General features: G+C 67.1%; 23 protein-coding genes. 7 read left to right on the top strand and 16 right to left on the bottom strand.

Annotated features, from left to right (window positions below):
• Positions 1-44 precede the first annotated feature (44 nt).
• From SOM11_RS08435 to SOM11_RS08425, 3 genes are all read right to left on the bottom strand, one after another.
• A complete protein-coding gene (locus SOM11_RS08435) occupies positions 45-338 on the bottom strand; it encodes a hypothetical protein (RefSeq protein WP_320477762.1) in 294 nt (97 codons plus the stop codon).
• 378 nt (positions 339-716) lie between these two features.
• A complete protein-coding gene (locus tag SOM11_RS08430; RefSeq protein ID WP_192059012.1) occupies positions 717-1220 on the bottom strand; it encodes an RNA polymerase sigma factor in 504 nt (167 codons plus the stop codon).
• A complete protein-coding gene (locus tag SOM11_RS08425; protein WP_320477761.1) occupies positions 1217-1876 on the bottom strand; it encodes a hypothetical protein in 660 nt (219 codons plus the stop codon). The genes SOM11_RS08430 and SOM11_RS08425 overlap by 4 nt, the downstream gene beginning before the upstream one ends.
• A 170-nt stretch (positions 1877-2046) precedes the next feature.
• Here SOM11_RS08425 and SOM11_RS08420 point away from each other — a divergent pair, with 170 nt between their 5' ends.
• From SOM11_RS08420 to SOM11_RS08410, 3 genes are all read left to right on the top strand, one after another.
• A complete protein-coding gene (locus tag SOM11_RS08420; protein ID WP_243213954.1) occupies positions 2047-2694 on the top strand; it encodes a LysE family translocator in 648 nt (215 codons plus the stop codon).
• Positions 2695-2770: 76 nt separating this feature from the next.
• On the top strand, positions 2771-3472 hold the full coding sequence (locus SOM11_RS08415) for an SRPBCC family protein (RefSeq protein ID WP_244636785.1): 702 nt from the start codon (positions 2771-2773) through the stop codon (positions 3470-3472).
• Complete coding sequence (locus SOM11_RS08410; protein ID WP_320477760.1) at positions 3469-4140, top strand: DUF4166 domain-containing protein; 672 nt, start codon at positions 3469-3471, stop codon at positions 4138-4140. Before SOM11_RS08415 ends, SOM11_RS08410 begins: the two co-directional genes overlap by 4 nt.
• A gap of 140 nt (positions 4141-4280) precedes the next feature.
• Here SOM11_RS08410 and SOM11_RS08405 read toward each other — a convergent pair whose 3' ends face one another.
• Positions 4281-4949, bottom strand: a complete 669-nt coding sequence (locus SOM11_RS08405) for a hypothetical protein (protein ID WP_320477759.1) — start codon at positions 4947-4949, stop codon at positions 4281-4283.
• Between the two features lie 193 nt (positions 4950-5142).
• Here SOM11_RS08405 and SOM11_RS08400 point away from each other — a divergent pair, with 193 nt between their 5' ends.
• Positions 5143-5421, top strand: coding sequence for a DUF4190 domain-containing protein (locus SOM11_RS08400; RefSeq protein WP_320477758.1), 279 nt, complete (start codon positions 5143-5145; stop codon positions 5419-5421).
• A 24-nt stretch (positions 5422-5445) separates the two neighbouring features.
• On the opposite strand, the gene SOM11_RS08395 is transcribed toward SOM11_RS08400, so the two are convergent.
• Together SOM11_RS08395 and SOM11_RS08390 are read right to left on the bottom strand one after the other, a co-directional pair.
• Entirely contained in the window at positions 5446-5679 is a 234-nt protein-coding gene (locus SOM11_RS08395) for a hypothetical protein (protein WP_320477757.1), read from the bottom strand.
• 330 nt (positions 5680-6009) lie between these two features.
• Positions 6010-6417, bottom strand: coding sequence for an SRPBCC domain-containing protein (locus SOM11_RS08390; RefSeq protein WP_320477756.1), 408 nt, complete (start codon positions 6415-6417; stop codon positions 6010-6012).
• 161 nt (positions 6418-6578) lie between these two features.
• Here SOM11_RS08390 and SOM11_RS08385 point away from each other — a divergent pair, with 161 nt between their 5' ends.
• Complete coding sequence (locus SOM11_RS08385; RefSeq protein ID WP_320477755.1) at positions 6579-7028, top strand: hypothetical protein; 450 nt, start codon at positions 6579-6581, stop codon at positions 7026-7028.
• 530 nt (positions 7029-7558) lie between these two features.
• Here the strand turns inward: SOM11_RS08385 and SOM11_RS08380 are convergent.
• Positions 7559-8131, bottom strand: a complete 573-nt coding sequence (locus SOM11_RS08380) for a phosphoglycerate transporter (protein WP_320477754.1) — start codon at positions 8129-8131, stop codon at positions 7559-7561.
• A 100-nt stretch (positions 8132-8231) separates the two neighbouring features.
• On the opposite strand from SOM11_RS08380, the gene SOM11_RS08375 reads away from it, so the two are divergent.
• The gene (locus tag SOM11_RS08375) at positions 8232-8936 is read left to right on the top strand and encodes a DUF2625 family protein (RefSeq protein ID WP_320477753.1); all 705 of its coding nucleotides are present in this window, start codon (positions 8232-8234) and stop codon (positions 8934-8936) included.
• Here the strand turns inward: SOM11_RS08375 and SOM11_RS08370 are convergent.
• Positions 8930-9535 carry a MarR family winged helix-turn-helix transcriptional regulator gene (locus tag SOM11_RS08370; protein ID WP_320477752.1) on the bottom strand — a complete coding sequence of 202 codons (606 nt, stop codon included), beginning with the start codon at positions 9533-9535 and terminating at the stop codon, positions 8930-8932. The two genes, SOM11_RS08375 and SOM11_RS08370, sit on opposite strands and share 7 nt — an antisense overlap.
• On the opposite strand from SOM11_RS08370, the gene SOM11_RS08365 reads away from it, so the two are divergent.
• Positions 9534-10409 (top strand): cyclase family protein, encoded by an 876-nt coding sequence (locus tag SOM11_RS08365; protein ID WP_192059037.1) that lies wholly within the window; start codon positions 9534-9536, stop codon positions 10407-10409. The two genes, SOM11_RS08370 and SOM11_RS08365, sit on opposite strands and share 2 nt — an antisense overlap.
• 369 nt (positions 10410-10778) lie before the next feature.
• On the opposite strand, the gene SOM11_RS08360 is transcribed toward SOM11_RS08365, so the two are convergent.
• The 8 genes from SOM11_RS08360 to SOM11_RS08325 all read right to left on the bottom strand — a co-directional run bounded on the left by SOM11_RS08360 (position 10779) and on the right by SOM11_RS08325 (position 18229).
• The gene (locus tag SOM11_RS08360) at positions 10779-11051 is read right to left on the bottom strand and encodes a hypothetical protein (protein WP_243213945.1); all 273 of its coding nucleotides are present in this window, start codon (positions 11049-11051) and stop codon (positions 10779-10781) included.
• Positions 11052-12934: 1883 nt separating this feature from the next.
• The gene (locus SOM11_RS08355) at positions 12935-13441 is read right to left on the bottom strand and encodes a GNAT family N-acetyltransferase (protein ID WP_320477751.1); all 507 of its coding nucleotides are present in this window, start codon (positions 13439-13441) and stop codon (positions 12935-12937) included.
• Between the two features lie 100 nt (positions 13442-13541).
• Positions 13542-14090: a hypothetical protein gene (locus tag SOM11_RS08350; protein WP_192059043.1), complete on the bottom strand. Its 549-nt coding sequence runs from the start codon at positions 14088-14090 to the stop codon at positions 13542-13544.
• Positions 14091-14191: 101 nt separating this feature from the next.
• Entirely contained in the window at positions 14192-14440 is a 249-nt protein-coding gene (locus tag SOM11_RS08345; protein ID WP_320477750.1) for a hypothetical protein, read from the bottom strand.
• A gap of 79 nt (positions 14441-14519) precedes the next feature.
• On the bottom strand, positions 14520-14717 hold the full coding sequence (locus SOM11_RS08340) for a hypothetical protein (protein ID WP_320477749.1): 198 nt from the start codon (positions 14715-14717) through the stop codon (positions 14520-14522).
• Positions 14718-14724: 7 nt separating this feature from the next.
• On the bottom strand, positions 14725-14889 hold the full coding sequence (locus SOM11_RS08335) for a hypothetical protein (protein WP_320477748.1): 165 nt from the start codon (positions 14887-14889) through the stop codon (positions 14725-14727).
• A gap of 501 nt (positions 14890-15390) precedes the next feature.
• A complete protein-coding gene (locus SOM11_RS08330; protein WP_243213936.1) occupies positions 15391-16773 on the bottom strand; it encodes an NtaA/DmoA family FMN-dependent monooxygenase in 1383 nt (460 codons plus the stop codon).
• Positions 16774-16879: 106 nt separating this feature from the next.
• Entirely contained in the window at positions 16880-18229 is a 1350-nt protein-coding gene (locus tag SOM11_RS08325) for an MFS transporter (protein ID WP_320477747.1), read from the bottom strand.
• Between the last annotated feature and the right edge of the window lie 107 nt (positions 18230-18336).

The raw sequence follows: 18336 nt of genomic DNA, 5'->3' as shown, positions 1-18336 counted from the left end.
CGGGGAGTGACGCTCACGCGGCGCACGCTCGGGTCACCGGCGCCTCAGGGGCGCTCGGGGCCTGGCAGATCCCCCCAGGCGGTCTTGGTCTTCGTGGTCCGCAGCTCCGGGTAGACCTCGACCATCACGTCCGGGATGACCTCCCACGAATCACGGTCCTCCTCTCGGTGGAAGGCCTCGAACACTGCCGCGTGTTCGGGCTCGAGGGAACGGAAGCGGCCCTCGGGATCGCGTGCCACGCGCTGAGCCTCACCCGCTCGGACGAGTTCGGCACGCTGGGACTCTGGCAACGGACGCAGCGCACCAGCGAGGACGAGCCAGTCGATGACCTCCTGCATGTCGCCACGCGAAGGCCCCCTCCCCTTCGTGTCCTCCGCGACTCCGCTCGAGGCCCGCGTGGGCGAGACGAGCCACGGGACGACGAAGCTCGGCGAGGCTGCGCCGAGTCCGTTCAGGTCTCGGGCCCTCGCCTCTGCGAACCAGGCCTCATAGATGAGGCGGCTCTCGCACTGGGCGAACGCGGCGGCCGCGGCAGGCGTGGGCAGCTCCGGGTAGGAGATCGTGGCTGGACCGGTCGGAGTGGTCGGGCGAGACCGCTGGCTCCATCGGGGCAGCCTCATCGCAGGGAACTCACCGTCATGCGCTCACGGTACCGGTCCCCTCACGACGTGCCGACTGGCCGTTGCCGAGCTCATCGAGGGCTCGAGGGCTCGACCTCATGGAGCGACCGCGGGATCGAGGGCGAGGCGTAGCAGTTCCTTGGCGCGCTGATATCGGCTCCGTGCGGTCGATGCCGGGATGCCCATGACCTGGGCTGCGTCGGTGATCCTGAAACCATCCCAGTGCACGAGACGGATCAGCTCCGCCATGTCCGGTTCGAGACGTGAGATCGCGTCCCTGACTTCGAGGTGCTCATCTGCTGGTGGTGCTGTGGTCGACGTGAGGGCGGCGTGCCCGCGGAGGCGATCAGCGAGCGCCCACCGCCGGTGCACGCCTCGCGCGTGGTTGAGCAGAACGCCGCGGGCGATGCCGAAGAGCCACATCCGAGCCCCCATGGGCTCCTCGGGCAGGTCATCGAGGCGGCGCCAGGCGACGACGAATGTCTCGCCCAGCAGGTCCGGCGCGTCGTCAGAATCCGTGCGCCGGCGCAGGTAGGACAGCAGGTCGACCGAGCTGGCCTCCAGAGCCGACCGCAGGGCGCGCTTGCGGTCGCCGATCACGGGGTGACCGTCTCGCAGAGGATCGACTCGTCTGCGGTGTAGTCGTGGCCGCCCTCGAACATGGCTGCCTCGGCGTTGAGCACGTCGCGGACGGCGTTCGACACGGCCGCGGCGTAGACGTCGTCCTCGGTGGGGCCGGACGCTGTGGCGTGGACGTCCTCGAGGTACCCGCCTGGGAGAACGGCGACGTAGGAGATGCTCGTGTCGCGCTGGCGCACTTCCGTGATGGATGCATCGACATCGGCCTGGTCGATGAGGTCGGAGTCTCGGAGGTGGCGGGCGAAATCGCTGTCGTTCGCCGGGTCGAACCGTGTGACGGCACCGTCGCTGTCGACGCTCTCGATGTCGTAGACCGCGACCCGCGCCTCGCAGGCGCGACCACTCGGCAGGACGAAGGGATAGGCGAGATCAGGGTCCTGGGCCCACGGCGCCCAGTCGAACACCGAGGCTGCGACAGCCGTGCCCGCTCCGCTGACGAGCAGAGCTGCGATGCCCGCGGTCGCGACGACTCGGAGCGGCCGACGCCGAAGCCGCGAGGCAGATCGGGCCTCGATGGCCATGAGTGCTAGGTCGTGGCGCAGTGCTGGGGAGACGCTCGTCTCCGCTGGTGCACTGTCGGCGAGGAGCACGTCGAGGTGATCGGGGGTGTGGGTCATAGCTCCTCCAAGGTGGGTTCACCCTGTACGTGTCCGGTTCAGGGAGAAATGTCCATACCCGCGGCCCACCTCCTTGCGGCACGTCATGAGATGTTGTCGAGCGTGCACCAAGCTAGGAGCACGACGGGTGCCGATGACGCCGCCTCCGCGCCCTCGAGAAAGACACCGGCATGATCTCGCTGACCGCTGCCTCCGCCATGGCCCTCGTCGCCCTGGGCATGGTGCTCACTCCGGGCCCGAACATGATGTACCTCGTCTCGCGCAGCATCAGCCAGGGGCGGCGCGCGGGTCTGGTCTCGCTCGCCGGCACCGCGGTCGGGTTCGTCGTCTACATGACCATGGCCAACGTCGGCCTCGCCGCAGTGTTCGTCGTCGTCCCCTGGCTTTACACGGCCCTGAAGATCGCCGGTGCCGCCTACCTGCTCTGGCTGGCCTACAAGACCCTCCGCCCCGGTGGCGCCTCCGTCTTCGACACCCGCGACCTGCCCCGCGACTCCGCCGCGAAGCTGTTCCGAATGGGACTCGTGACGAATCTGCTGAACCCCAAGGCGGCGATCATGTACCTCGCCCTCATCCCCCAGTTCGTCGACCAGAACGCCGGCAGCGTCGTCGGCCAGGGCTTCCAGCTCGGGGCCGTCCAGATCGCGGTCAGCCTCGCCGTCAACGCCGGCATCATCGTCGCCGCCGGGTCCATCGCGGTCTTCCTCCGCCGCCGACCGAGCTGGATGCGATGGCAGCGATGGGCCACCGGAACCCTCCTCGGCGCCGTCGGCGTCAAGCTCGCCCTCGACGCGCCTGCACCGGCCACGGCTGGATAGCGACCCCCTATCGGGCACCTGCACACAGGGCGATTGATCCGACGAAGTGTCATGCGGACAGGGTTGCAGCGGGAAGATGGCTGACGTCCACGAGCCACGGAACGTGCACGCCATCGCCATTGGCGGCGCGTGTCACTACTCTCTGAGAGTGGGGAACCGGGGCATCTACGTCGAGACCGTGATCGCCGCCGACGTCGAAGAGGTGTGGGCGGCAACACAGGACCCGACACAGCACGTGCGGTGGGACGTTCGATTCTCGGAGATCGTCCCGGATCGCAGGGTTGACGACGACGCAGTGCGGTTCACTTACGTCCGCCGTTCTCCCCTGCACGACGTGCACGGGACCGGGGTGAGCATCGGGGAGAGCCGACGACCCGACGGGTCCCGAACCTCGGCACTGCGCTTCAGCACGACCGACTGGCTCTCGCCGATCCGCACGGGACGTGGATACTGGCGGTACATCCCGACCGGCGATGGGCGCACGCGGTTCATCACCGGTTATGACTACGACGGCGGATGGGGCCTGATCGACCTCATCGTGCGGCCGCTCCTCGGCTGGGCGACCGCATGGAGCTTCGATCGTCTGCGGATCTGGCTCGAGGGAGGAGCAGAACCGGAGGCCTGGCCACTCGCCTCGGTGCTGCAGATCTGGCGTCAGGATCGGCCTCGCGCCTCCAGGACGCTCCGGGCACCTGCTGGAATGTCCCGTCGAAGCGACCACCTGAGGGATGCGCCTGCCACTCTGATGGCGCTCCCTGACCCGAGAGGCGACCGATGACGTCGGTGTTCGAGAAGGCGCTTGGCGCGGACTTCCAGCGACTGCACCCGATGATGCGTCGGCGGTTCGCTGTGGGTCTCGATTCTGCCGAAGCTTGCATCGGCCGCGGCGTCATGTCCTCCATCCGGCGCGGCCCCTGGTGGACGGTACCGTTCTTGCAGATCGGTCGGCTGCGGAACATCCTGGTGCCAGATGTCGGCCGGGATGTGCCTTTCACCATCGAGAACTACCCCTACCGCGACCGCAACGGACGCGAGACGGTCACCTTCGTCCGCACCTACACGACCAAGCCGGGCCGGACCGCGCGGTTCGACGCCACGATGGTGCTGGTCGAGGGCCGGGTGCTCGACTACCTGGGGTCGCACCAGCACCTCGCGGTCGACCTCGACCTCACCGTCGACGACAGAGGCGGTCTCGTTCTCACATCCGATGCGCAGCGCTTCTATGAGGGGCCTGTCGCGTTCAAGTTCCCGATGCTGCTCAGCGGTCGGGCGACTTTGCACGAGTGGTGGTCGGACGACGACCAGGCTTTCCATGTCGACATGGAGGTGCGGAACCGCGTCTTCGGATTCCTCTTCGGATACCGCGGTGCGTTCACCTGCGAGTGGACGCCCGCCACGGACGCACCGGACCGACTCAAACCGCGACGGACCGAGACCCGGACATAGCCTGGACCGATGGCTGCCGGCAAGAACCGTTCTCCTCGACCTCGTCTTGATCTTTGTCGGCGGCGGGCCGCGTCGGGCGTTCTCATGCTTGTTCCGGTGCAGGGGATGAACGGCCGTCGCTCACCTGATGCTACCGGGCCTCACCCGCCGGGGCAGTCGCCGCTCGTACCGAAGCAGGGCGACTGATCGGTGCGAGGCGCCCTGTTCACTCCTCCGGATCTGCTGTCGAAGTACTCGCGGCTGTACTCGATCGCCAGCACGTACGCAGCCCCCGTGGCGCCGATCGCCGTGGCCAGCTCATCCCCTTCCGACCCAGCCGTGGACGAGACGACGACATCCGTCGGGTGGTGGTAGCCACGCTCCGACAGACCGTCGACGGTCGCGACGACGATCGTCGTCTCGTCCGTTCCATACGCTTTCGAGGCGGGATGCGTGGTCAGAACGCTGAAGGTGGGATCAGCAAGCGAGTCAAGGTCCGATGAGCCCGCGAACGGGTCCACCGGCGAGATGTTCGAGTCTTCGAGGGCAGCAGCAGCTTGCTCGAGCGCCTGCTCAGGAGTGGCAGCGCCGAGAAGCGCATAGACGACTCGGCCCTGCTGTGCGCACCGAGTCCCAGTCGCGTCGACGAACCAGTCCGACGGCTCGGCGACCGTACAGGTGTCCTCGCGGGCGACAGTGACACGAGGAGCGGATGCCGAACCGGGCCACGCCAGAGCATCGTCCGCCAGGGCTGCCGCCTCGGGCCGTACGCGCTCGGCGAGCGAGGGATCGACTGCCTCGGACGCGCAGCCAGTCAGGGTCAGACCCATCGCCAGCATGAGCAGACCTGTTCGTCTCCCTCTCACGGCTCCCCCTCGACGCGATAGTAACGCCCATCCGCGATCTCAAAGAGTCTGCGACCGGATGACGATCGGCTACCGGGACGGTGCTGGAGCAGCGTCAGGACTGAATCAGCTATGAGTAAACTGCAAGTTTCGACAACATGTGTTGCCAATAGGAGAGGTGAGTGATGTGACCCAGGAAACCCCGGAGCGCGTGAGCCGCCAAGCATTGGCCTCACTAGCAGTCGGCATTTTGGCGCTGGTTTTGCTTTGGGCGTTTGGTGCGCCGACGCTCGTCACAGCCTTTGGTGTCGGACTCGGACATCTGGCCCTGCAGGACATCAAGCGCTCGAAGACCCGTGGTGCCGTGCTGGCCTGGGTGGGCCTGATTTTGGGCTACGGCCTCACGCTGATGTCCATCATCAGATTCATCTCGTCGGCAATCAACGGGCTCAGTTAGTCCAGAACCGTCGGCCGCGTTGGCCTAACGCTCGCGGCCACCCTGGTCTCGAACCCGCTCGTTCTGACGGTCGATCGCCGTGCGGTCGCCGTCGCGGGTCGGGGCGACCTTGACGCCGGAACGGCGCAGCTGCTCCTGCAACTTCGCGGCCCGGGCCCGCTGCTGCGCCTGCAGGTCGACGTGGTACTGCTGGCGGAAGACGTCGATCTCGGCCGCGAGCTGGGTCCACTCCTCACGACGGGCGGGTTCTGCCGGCACCCCGCCCAGCTGCTTCGCCCACTCGGGCTGCGCAGCCGCGATCGTCGCGCCGCGCTCCTCGAGGGGGCCCGGAGGCAGTCGTAGCGCTCGGCCATGCGCTCTCTGCACTCAGGGGGCATGTGCGGGCTGTCGATCGCGGTGCGATCGACAGCCCGTGTCGGGACCCGAGGCACGTCGACGACCGGCTCGGTCGTGACCACTGGCGACACGTCGACGCCGCGCTCAGAAGACGCCTGTGAGATCTGCTCGGCAGTGTTGCTGTTGATGATAGCCGCCAGCACGGCAGGGACGTCGAGGGCAGCGAACGCTCTGAGCCCGGCAGACGATCGTCTATCGGGACGCCGCCCTGAGCAGGTTTGCGAGATGGGAGTTCCACCCCTCCTCGTGTGCGGCTCGAAGTCCGTCGCCATCCGGGAGCTGCCCAAAACCTCGTTCCGTCAGCGTGACCGTGCTCAGCTCGCCGTCACTACGGATGTCGAAGCGGACCGTGAGTGGCGACGGCCATTCCGGCTGCTGCCACACGAAGGCCAGCCGACTCGGCGGTACTGCTTCCGTCACGCGACCGTCAGCGAAGTGCTCGCGGCCGCCCTCGGTCCAGGTCTCGCGCACGACCGAGCCGACCTCGGGAGTCAGCACAAGCTCAGGCCACCAGGAGTCGCGCCCGTCCGGAAGCGCGCACCACAGCCCCTCCACGGAGGACACCGATGCGACGGTGATCGACAGCGAGTCAGCGCACATGCTCAGACGCTAGTGCGTCTGCCCAGGCCTGGCGCCGATGTACCGGCCGCCGAACCCCTTACGGACACCTCGCGTCGCTGGTGGGTGTTCTACGGACAAGTCCTCATGAGTGATGACGCGCAGCGCCGTGATCCCTTGGCGACCTCTGGAAGCATGCCAGCGTGAACACCTCAGCCAGTCGGCGTGCCCATGGCTTCTGCGCCGCCTTCGTCATCGTCGCCACGGCAACCGTGTCCGGATGCTCTACAAGCGACATCGACACGCGGGCGCCCCCTCAGGGCATGACAGCAACCGCCGAGATCTTGGACCAATTCGACGGGTACCTCAGCGCCGGACTCAAGGTCGAGAACACGAGCGACACGCCCCTGCTGTTTGAAGCTGACGACGACATGGTGATCGACGGTGCCGGCGGACCCGACTGGTCACTCCCCTCCGGCCCCCGACCCGTGAGCGGCAAGATCGACGGTTACGCACTCGAGGAAGAGTGGCCAATCGAACTCAGCCCCGGTGCTGTCGCGACGACCGCGTTCCTGATGGACGAGAACTACGAGAAGGCTGTTCTCACCGTCTCTTCGATCAACGGCGGCTCAATCACCTTCTTCACCGATTAACGCGCCCGCCGACCGATCGTCTATCGGGACAGCTCGTCAGATCGACTCCCGAACTACGGCCCACGACACCTCGTACGGTTAGGTCATGGACCCGTTGTCTAGCGCCGCCCTCTTCGTTGCAATCACAAGCGCGATTCTCTACGCGCTTTACTGGGTAATTCGACGTGCCGTGGCAGCAGGAATGAGAGACGCAGAGGATCGCCCGTAGCCCGATCCCAGGAAGGGCACCACCCGCACGGCAGCGGTGTCACAATGCGCACGTGCAATCTCACGCAGCCCGCAGACGCCGTCGCGTAGCTATCGTTCTTGTCGTCGCCGGCCTAGTGATGCTCCTTGCCCCAGTTCTTGCTGGCGCGATCGCGCCGGGCGTTGCGTGGTTGGCTTGGCTCGCACGCTCTCTTCCCGCCGCCCTTGCCATCGCGGGCATCATGGTCTGGTACCGGGCAGACAAGGTTTTCGACCGCGGGTTCGAGCCAGAAGGGCCATCAGACGACGAGTCCCACCACGCTTGAGCGTTGACCGACCCCCTACTAAGACGATGCGTACAGCGTCTCTGCGTGCTCTCGCGGCATGAATCTCTGGGCGAAGTCGCGCTCGTTCGGAGTCCAGACGTCGGTCCACAGCGCCTCGTGACGTCGACCTAGCTCCCTGTCGCGGGCCATGCCGCGGCTGACGGCGACGTCGAGCTCGACATCGCACCAGACCGTGACGTCTAGGGAAGGCAGGGCCTCAGGGTGGAAAAGGCCGATGAGATCGACGACGAGAATCTCGGCGCGAGGAACCGGCTCCGGAGCACCGAGGGCCCCTACCGCCCAGCCATACCGTCGGAACTCGCCCTGCTGCTGACCACGGAAGGGCTCCAAGACACTCGAAACAAGACGTTGCCGCTCCACTCCGTCCCAGTCCGCAGAGCGGAGGTGAGAGCGTGCAGGATCGAGAAAGTCGTCACCGCGCATCCTCACGGCGCCAGGCAGGGCCTCGACAATGCGGCGCGCGAGCGTGGACTTGCCTGACCCGCAGAAGCCCGAGATACCGACCACAATGGGGCGGCCCGCCGACCCGGCTCTGATTGCGACATGCTCGACGACTTCGCCCTGATCCATGCCACGACCCTACGAGCTCACCCCGGTAGCCGATCCCCTATCGGACGCACACTCGCGCCGAAGGTTCACAGCTAGCCATGACGTCGGCCAGGATCGAGGCATGGTCAACCCTCGAGATGATGCCTGGCTGGAGTTGACGGAACTCATCGCAGCCTCGCCCGTGAACGTCGTCGTCTGCCCGCCGCACGAAGACTCTGCGACCGGGGCGGCGCTGGGACTCGGAACGAGTTCCTACCTTGGTGCGCTCGCTCGCAACACTTCCGGCGTCCTCGTCGACGACGGATGGTTACGTCTACTCGGAGGCAGCTCGGGAAAGGACGGTCTTCCCGGTCTCGACGAGGCAAGTGCCGGCACCCCCGGGCTGCTCGTCGTCGCTCACGACGTCCTTGGTGGCGCCTTCGCCCTCGACGGTGGAGCCCTGGGCAGAGGTGACGGCTCCGTCTATCACTTCTCGGTCGACTCGTTGAGCTGGGAGGACCTCGAGCTGGGCCACGCCGACTTCGTGACCAGGATGCTCGCCGGAGCGACCGAGAGCTTCTACGAGTCACTCCGCTGGCCGGGGTGGCAGGACGACCTCGCCGATCTGAGCCCGAAGCAGGGCCTATCCCTCTACCCCTACCCCTTCACGGCCGAGGGCAAGGACGTGAGCGATGCCAGCAAGCAGGCTGTGCCCATGACGGAGCTGCTCGGCATCTACAACGACGTAGCCGAACAACTCGGACTCAGCCGCGGAGTGCCCGCCGCCTGGGCCCAGGCATTCGATGCTGTGTCGCAGACCGATCCCCTATTGGGCGTGTATCAGTAAGCGTCGCCGATGCCCGGTGATTTCTCCGCGCCCTCGATGACAGCGAGCAGCAGTGCGTTGAGCTGTGCGCTCCGCGACGCGTCCAGCCCGAACATGCTGAGGTCGTTCGTCGCCAGGGCCACCTGCTGCACCGCGTCGAGCACGGCCTGGCCGGCTGGCGTGCTCGCGGCGGGGTTCCTCCGGCCGCGGGCGCGGATGCCCACCCGGCGGACGAGACCGCGACGTTCCATCCCGTCGAGCACGTCCGACATGCTCTGCGGGCGAACGAAGACGGCCCGAGCGATCTCCGCCGACGTGAGCTCAGCACCGTCCGCCAGGCACGACAGCACGCCGAACTGCACGAGGCTCACGTCGTGCTCCGCCATCCCCGCGGTGATCTGGGAGCCGATGATGCGCGCGACCTTTACCGCGTTCCAGCCCAGCACGGACTCGAGCCCGCGACCTCCATCGTCACCCATGCGTGCCTCCTCGTCGACGATCTCCGAAAAACAGGAACCTGCTTTTGCGCTACGGTGCAGGAACCTGCTTCTCAGGACCTCCTCGCAGTGTGCACCACCCACCCGCGCCACACCGAACCGACACGACAGGACAGGCACCATGACGACACCCGCACTCCCCGACGACCGAGGCCGCTGGGGCGCCTATGACGAGCTCGGCACGCTGAACTTGATCGACGACGCCGCCAGGGCCCGCGCCGCTGAGGAGGTGCGGATCGGCCGGAGCGTGTCGCTCGCGTACCCGGTCGAACCCGCCTCGATGCTCGGCGGGCCGTTCGCTACCCCCGCACCGCCGTCGCACCCCGTGCAGCAGGCGCTGCTCTACACGGGCACGCCGCCCATGGGGATGTCCGAGGTCCTCGTCGTGACGCCGCACCACCCGGCGATGACGCACATCGACGCTTTCGCCCACATGCCCGTCGACGGCACCGTGTACCCGGGCCGGCCACTCGAAGAAGCCGTCACGGCCGGAGGCGTCGTGCACGGCTCCACGACCGCCTTCGCCGCCGGGATCACGACGCGGGGAGTCCTGCTCGACCTGGCACCGGAGGGGCGGCTGCCGTCCGCGCACCCCATCACCTCGGCGGACCTCGATGCAGCCGAAGCACGGGCGGGGGTCAAGGTGCTGCCCGGTGACGCCGTGGTGGTCCGCAGCGGCTGGGGCTTCAGCTGGGACGCCGAGACCCAGGCACCGGGCATGACCGTCGACGCGGTGGCGTGGGTGAACCACCGTGGCGTCTCGCTCTACGCCGGCGACGTCAGCGACTCGTTCCCGCCGAGCGACCCGGAGATGCCCATGCCGATGCACATGGTCGGGCTGGCCCGGCTGGGCATGCCCCTGGTCGACAGCGTCGCCACGGACGACCTCGCCGCGACCTGCGCCGAGCTCGGCCGACACGCTTTCCTGCTCAGCATCGCCCCGCCCCGCCTCCACGGCCTCACCGGCGTGCCGGTGAACCCCCAAGCCATCTTCTAGACCAACACCACGGCCGTGCGCGCCGCAATGACCGATCGTCTATCGGAACAGCTCGTGAGATCAACTCCCGAACTACGGCCCACGACGCCTCGTACGGTTAGGTCACGGACCCGTTGTCTAGCGTCGCCCTCTTCGTTGCAGTCACGAGCGCGATTCTTTACGCGGTCTACTGGGTGATTCGACGTGCCGTGGCAGCAGGCATCAAAGACGCAGACGATCGTCCGTAGCCCGATCCTTCACCGGGCACTAGGCGCTGGGCCGACACACGGCTACGTTGCGAGGGCAGCTCAGACCCCGCTGTGAATGGCGGGGTTCCTGGGTTCGCCCAGGTTCCCCGTCAGGGATCGGATCCCCTATCGGGACGGCTCGTCAAGGCTTGCGGCGCACACCCTGTCGGTAGCCGAGCCACGCTGCCAGCACGAGCAAGCTGACGATGACAATGACCGCGCCCACGAGGCTCGCGGTCGAGAACAAGTGCACGCCCTCGGCGGTGAACGTCGTGTCTGACAGGGGCGCATAGGCGAACCACCCGAAGGACATTGGCTGCGCCGAGGCGATGGCAAGGACGACGACGCCCACAACCAATGCGGCCAAACCGGCAACCAGAACGAGGCGGGAGATCAGGCCGGTACGACGCGTCATGCCTGGACCATAGCGCGCCATTTCGCGCACCAGGATGCCCCGAGAGTTGCCCGCCGTCCAACAGGCTGATGGATGTGGCCGGTGGTCGATCCCCCATCGGACCCCGCCCTTCGGCCTCGACCACGCGGTCGAAGTTCGCTAACTTCAAACATCACTACTTCTCGGAGGCGTCGTGCTCTCGATCGTCATCGCCCCAGTGGCCCTCATCATCGTGCTGGCCCTGCTCGGGATGGCCATCCTCGGGACTGCCAGAACGAGTCCTACCCAGAAGCGCCAGGATGCTGAGGCGAGAGAGCGTCGGCAGGCCCGTGCAGGTCGAGGGAGGACAGATGACGCGACCGCGAACACCGCTACGACCTTGGGCTCTCCAGGCGACGAGGCGGTCCGCTAGCCGATCCCCTATCGGGCGCTAAAGCGCCCCCCCCAAGTTCTAGATTTAGCGCTCGAGGCCGCCACGAATCGCGGTCTGGCAAGCAACGCCAGAACAAACGACGCTGTAGAACGGTCAAGTGATTGATCTAGCCGAAACTCGTTCGCTTGAACTCGATACACCCAAAACCGTCGACGAAGCGAGCCAAGTTCTGGCTGGGTGGCTTGCCGAGAAAAGCCGGGCACCACGAGAGGCAAGCGCAGAAGGCGCCCTGGACCTGGGCTCGCGATTTGCTTATCGAATGTGGGGCGCTAGCAGACGGGGCCAGGCCAGGCTTCCGATGCGACTGACTTGGCGTGTGAGCGGAAGCGGAAGTGAGAGCAACGTCTCTCTCCACATGCGCAGCAACGAGGGCCGGTACCTCGTCCGTACCTATCAACATCACCTCATCTACGAGCGCACTTTCGATCAGCTGGTCAGAGAGGTGAACGCAGTGTTTGAGTAGCCGATCGGCTATCGGGACCATCGACAGGTCAACATCATGGCGATGGTGCGTCGTCGCCCGCTTGTCTCGGCGCCGCGACTGATGACGGATCGTCGATGTCCGAGGGGCGACTGAGCCAACCCGGGCCGTCGCGTCGAAGCTGCTTGAGCTGGAGACTCGGTTCGGAAGGGACCTCAAACTCTTGCCTCAGCAGACGCCACTGGAGAACAACCCCGACGATGACGCCCGATGTAAAGAAGGGCACCCCGACCAAGACCAACAGCCACAGCGGCCAACGCTTCAGACCCCGACCCAACGGAGCCCACGGGTCCCACCCGACGGACCCCCCGCCCCAAACGATGAGCACGAGGAACCCGGCACTGACAACGGCTGCCACCCATGGATGTGCACGAAAGAACGATTCGACCCAGCCTGGGCTGCCGTTGCGCACCATGCACCAGATCCTACGGGTCGCTCTTGTCGCGGCTGCTGTCGGCCTGACGCGGTGCATCTCTTTCGTTGTATGGGCGCAGTTGCTGTGCAGCGGTGCGAAGCATGTCCTCCCAAAGGCGGTGGGCTGGGACGTCCGTCACAAGCCAAGGGCCGGCAGCTCCGCCCGCTCGGACAGCGCTTACCGGCATGGCCTTCAATAGCGGGCCGCTCCTCGTCACTGCGCAACTGGGGCCGAATCCCCGCACCTCGCCCGCCTGAGGATCGGATATCGGGCACGAGAGCGCCTTGGCGCGCAACCATCAATCAATACGGAACACTGAGAGTCTCTGGCTGCAGCCCGGACCCGCGAGCCGATGCGCCAGAGCGGCGCTTCTCTGGGGAGTCCTGGCCGTGTTCACACTCTTGCTTGCTGTGATCGTGCTCGCGCGCGGGAACGTTACGTGGTGGGGTCAAGTCGACCTGATCGCGGCACCCGTCTTGATCGGCGCTCTGGCGCTCATCTACGGCGCCAGCTATCGGGTGCACAGCGTGCGGGAGTCGCGAGGGGAGTAGCAGAGCGTCTCGGAGGCCCATCGTCTATCGGGACGAAGTTCGCGGAAGCGCTTGGCGGACCCATCGTTGTTCCTCGAGTCCCGTTCCGAGGTCGGTCTGACTGTCCCCGGCGGGGTGAAACCCGTGCTTCGAGTAGAAACTCTGAGCTCGCTCATTGAACGAGAACACGAGCAGGTGCGCATCCTCATCTCCAAGCGCCGCCCGAAGCAATCGGGCAGCAACACCAGTGCCGTGAGCTCGCTCATCGACATAGATAGTCGACAGTTCCAGCGCCGGCAGGCCATCCACGGCCCGGTCCCAACGTGTGGTGCTGGCAACGCCGAGCAGGACGCCATCGTCAGACAGGGCCATTAACACCCGACGAGAACCGTTAGCGATCCGTTCTACCCAGCGAGTGGCACGAGTCTGATGGGTCGTCGCGTCGAGGAACTCGTCAGGGGCGATGCCTCTGTATGTCTGCTCCCAGCATCGGGTCTGAAACAGGCCGATCGCTTCTGCGTCGACAATCTTGGCCTGAACGATGTGTGTCACCTATCCAGTGTCGTGGGGGGTGCCCCTCAGTGCTCTGACTGTTCGCTCACCGATGGGCTGCTCACACACGCCAAGGAGCACTATGAGCCTCTTGGTGGGGTCATGTGTCACCGCCGAGAAATGGACCCTCGCGAGTAGCAGGGCTGTCCACCGCCAGCGGGCCCAGGGCGTTGTCGTCTGAACACGTTGGAGCGGGGTAGAAGCGGCTCCCCGAAGCGGGGTTGTAGGCATACCAACGGCCGCCACCGACCTTCTCGATGAGGGCGCGAGCCTGCGCAACCTGCCGCTCAGCCCGGGCGTGGAAGGCCTTGGCTGCCCGGGGGTTGATGGGCGCCTCCGCTGACCGGAAGACCTGACGTCCCTCGACGATGAGGTGGACTTCGACGCCGCGCCCGAGCTCGTCGGACAGCCGCCCAGCGAGGGCGCGACCGGTGACGGCGAAGTCGTACTCGTCTTGCGACGCGTGGGTCGCGCGGTCTGGATCGAGGCGCGATCGGTGGAACGACTCCCACGCGTGTAGATCGTCCTCAAGTTCCTGCGACAGGTGGGCCTCTGCGTAGTCGACCGCCCCGCCGGACCAGAGAACGGTCCCGGCGTAGTCGGGAAAGACCCGCACGATCAAACGGCCGTCCTGTGAACGCTCGGTCATGCCGAGAACATACCTCCCCGCCGAACGACCCTCAGGCCCGTTCCTCCCGAGGATCGTCTATTGGGACACTTTCGAGATTCTTGGTCCGGCTCGGCCAATACTCAGCCCGAGACTTCTGATCGGCTCTCTTCGAACTGCAGGTATGCGACCTCCTTCAGATGAAGTGAGAGCTTCAACAAGGTTGCTGCTGCAGCCGCTCCAAGAGCCGATCCGATGAACATCCACCAGAAGCCGAGGACGAGACCGGCGACGGTCACCAGGCCAGTGAGGGCGACGACCGAGCTGAAGCAGACGTAGGCCATCTCGCGGGGCAACATTCCCCAGACCTTAATGTCCTCAAGCACGTTCATTATGTCTCCTCGTTCGGGTCGACTCACTGTAGGCGCGGCGACCGCTGATGGCTCGTCTACCAGGCAGGCTGCAGAAGCGTCACCAGCGGCTCGACGCGAGGATGACGAACCCAACCATGAACAGTGCGAACGAAGCGAGTATCCAAGGGAAGACAACGGCCTTGCGGCCCTCAAAGACCGGCCCTCCGTACCGCTGATGGTTGATGAACTCGTAGATGACGGCCGCGCCGAACGATGCGAAGCCGATTGCGGCAAGGACGATGGCGAGGGAATCCATAACTAACCTAAGCAGTCACCACGAGCGCGTCGAGCACTTTCATGGGGTAGACATCAAGAGTGAATCTCGACTCTCGGTTCGGCCGCATCATGTACGGCATCAGCCTCCTGGTGAGCGTTGGGATGCTCGCCTTTGTGTGGCTGGTCTTGCAGCCGAGTCTGATCTTCTCCATCGTGTTCACGGTTTTCGTAGTGGGCATCGCTATGTGGAACGGCCGATCTGCCTTCGGGGTCTCCTCGAAGACGCCCAGGACCTAGAGGCTCGGCCTCTCCGTCGTCGTGCGCGCGACGCGCCTATTCGGCCGACTCGATTCCCCGCTGAGGCGATCGGCCAGGGCCTTTTCGACGCCCCCACAGCCCGAACCCGCCGACGGCCATGAACACTGCCCCCAACACTGCGACCCCCAGGCCGATCGGCCACATCTGCGGGTAGCCCACGAGCTGCCCTATGAAGCCGTAGATCGGACCTCCGATCAAGAGGTCGATCCCACCGGAGAAAGCGACGACGGCCCACGTGGGTTTCCTCACTCGCGAATGCTCCTCGGTTCTCGTAGCCCTGGCCGCACTCGACACCCTCACTCGCCGACGCAGCCGTCTCACTCGAGACCGCCCCCCTGAGCATCACGGAACGGCGCGGCCTCAAACCAGCGGATGTCCATCTCCTCCGGGCCCCCTCAGCGCCGGTAGGCGGCCGCGGGGTGGGACTCGGGGAGGCGCGGGCCGCCTCCCGTGAGCCGCTCGCGCAGGGTCTCCCCCGGCACGTACGCCTCGCGGACGCGCCCGCGGCGGCGGAGCTCGGGCACGATCAGCTCGACGAAGTCGCGCAGCGTGTCGAACGAGTGGTACTGGCGGAGGTTGATGCCGTCGATGCCCTCCTCGTCGAGCCAGCGCTCGATCTCGTCGACCACGACGGTCGGCGTGCCGGCCACGAAGAAGGTGCCGCCCCACGCCTCGTCGACCCCGTCGATCAGCTGACCGACGGTGATGTCGAGCGGCAGGGAGGCGGCACCCGGGTGATCGAGACGACCTTCGATCTCGAGGGCCTCGCGCACCGTCCGATCGCTCGGGTGGGACAGCGCGTCGAACGGGACGCTGCGGTGCACGAGCCGCCCCTGCGCGCTGGCGGACGACCGGTAGAGAGCGAGCTTCTCGGCGACCTCGGCGTCGGTGCGCCCCGTGATGACACCCGCCTGCACGATGAACCGCACGTCGTCGGCCGCACGGCCCGCCTCGACGGCCGCCGCCCGCGTGGCCGCACCCACCGCCTTGACCGCGGGGCCGCCCGTGAAGACGACCTCCGCGTTGCGGGCCGCCTGCTCGACGCCGTTCGGCGACGCTGTGGCGAGGAAGAGCACCGGGGTCCGCTGCGGCGACGGCTCGCTCAGATGCGGCCCGGCCACCCGGAAGTGCTCACCCTCGTGATCGATGGCATGCACCTTGGCGGGGTCGGTGTAGACGCCCGAACCGGGCTCGAGGCCGTCGGCTCCGGGGTCGGCGACCACCGCATCGTCCTCCCACGACCCCTCCCACAGCTTGTAGAGCACATCGAGGTACTCGGCCGCCCGGGCGTAGCGCTCGGCCTTCGGGATCTCGGCGTCGAGGCCGAAGTTGCGGGCGGCGTTCGGCAGATACGACGTGACGACGTTCCACCCCACCCGACCCTTCGTCAGGTGGTCGAGCGTCGACATGCGCCGCGCGAACGCGAACGGCGGCTCGTAGCTGGTCGAGAACGTGATGCCGAAGCCGAGATGCTCGGTCACCGCCGCCATCGCCGGGACGACGAGCATCGGATCGTTGTTCGGAGCCTGGATGCCCTCGAGCAGGGCAGGCGCGGGGCTGTCGCCGTAGACGTCGTAGGCGCCCAGCACGTCGGCGATGAAGATCGCGTCGAAGCCCCCGCTCTCGGCCAGCCGCGCCAGCTCGAGCCAGTAGGCCATGTCCTTGTACTCGCTGCGGTGGTTGTGCGGCAGACGCCAGAGACCGTGCGTGATGTGCCCGACGCAGTTCATCTCGAACAGGTTGAGGATGAGCTGCTTCGGCGCGGAGGACTCGGTCATGCGTCGATCCTGCCCGATCGGACGGTGGCGGCGCTGCGCGATGACCTCGGGTGACACGCGGCGGCCGGGTCGAGGCCGCGCCGCGCCTCCTCGGGTGACGCGCGGGTCAGGCGTCGGGGCGGGAGTGACCGCCGAGCGTCGGGACGGAGCCGGTGCGCGACGGGATGGTCCGCACCGAGCCCGTGACCACCGCGACCGACGACGTGATCGTGCGCAGGTTCGACGTCGACAGCGACACCTGCGCGTGCCCGATCGTCGGGAACCCGCGCCGGGCCAGCAGCACGACGACCAAGCTCCCGCCGACGATGACGGCCGCTGTGTAGGGCAGCGCCGCGAGCCCGGTCATCTCGAAGGCCCGGGCCCCGAGCGCCGCTCCGGCCGCGATGCCGACGTTCGACCCCGCGTTGATCAGCGCCCCCGCGATGTCGGGGCTCACGCCGCCGGTGCGGATCGCCGCGGCCATGAACAGGGTGCCCGTCGTGCCGTTCGCCGCCACCCAGACGCCCGCGACGACGAAGGTGCCGATCAGCGAGCCGTGCACGAACGGCAACGCGCCGAGGGCGAGCGTCATGACCCCGACCGCGACGAGCAGCGTCTGCCGCGGCGCCCGGTCGACGAACGCCCCGGCGACGAGCAGGCCGACGACGCCGGTCGCCCCGAGCACGAGCAGCGCCGTGCCCGTCGAGCCCGTGCCGAGCCCCGCGTCGACCAGGTAGGGCCCGATGTACGTGTAGACCACGTAGTGACCCGCGAAGAGCAGCAGGTCGGCGACGACGACGGCCAGCAGACCGCTGCGCGCCCACGACGCGACCGAACCGATGTGCGGGTACGACTCGCCGCGCACCGACGGCAGGAAGATCAGGGCGACGACGGCCAGCAGCGCCGAGGCCACCGCCACGCCGGTGACGGCGAGACGCCAGCCGACCTGGTCGCCGACGGTCGTCGCGACGGGCACGCCGATCACGAAGCCGAGCGAGCTGCCCGAGTAGACGAACGCGATCGCGCGCCCCGCCAGCCGAGGAGGCACGATGCGGGTCGCGTAGGCCGACGCGACCGAGAAGAAGAGCGCGTGGGCGACGCCGCCGACGATGCGCCCGGCGCAGAGGAACTCGAAGCTCGGAGCGAACGCCACCATCAGGTTCGACACCGTGTACCCGACGAGGGTCGCGACGAGCACGGCCTTGCGGGGCACCCGCGCCGTCGCCCATGTGAGCGGCAGCGCGAGCACGGCGACGGCGAGCGCGTACACCGTGACGACGACGCCCATGCGCGACTCGGCCACGCCCAGATCGGCGCTCATGGTCGAGAGCAGCCCGACGGGCATCAGCTCGGTGGTGATCGCGAAGAAGGTCGACAGCCCCAGCACGGCGATGCCGACGACCGCCGAGGCGGTGAGGGTGTGCGGCTGCTCGGTCTGGCTCCGACCGGTGGATGGACGGGCGAGTGTGTCGGTCACGGGCGTGCCTCCGTTCGGGCGGAGAGCGCGCACGACGAGAGGACTCGCCGGGAGGACGCCGCCGCGAGGCGTGCTGAGGCACGGGTCGCGGGGGCGATGCGCACTCG

Source organism: Frigoribacterium sp. CFBP9029 (assembly GCF_034045305.1).
Lineage (GTDB): Bacteria > Actinomycetota > Actinomycetes > Actinomycetales > Microbacteriaceae > Frigoribacterium.
Note: the sequence above shows the minus strand (reverse complement) of the source record. Positions and strands in the feature narration are given on the sequence as shown.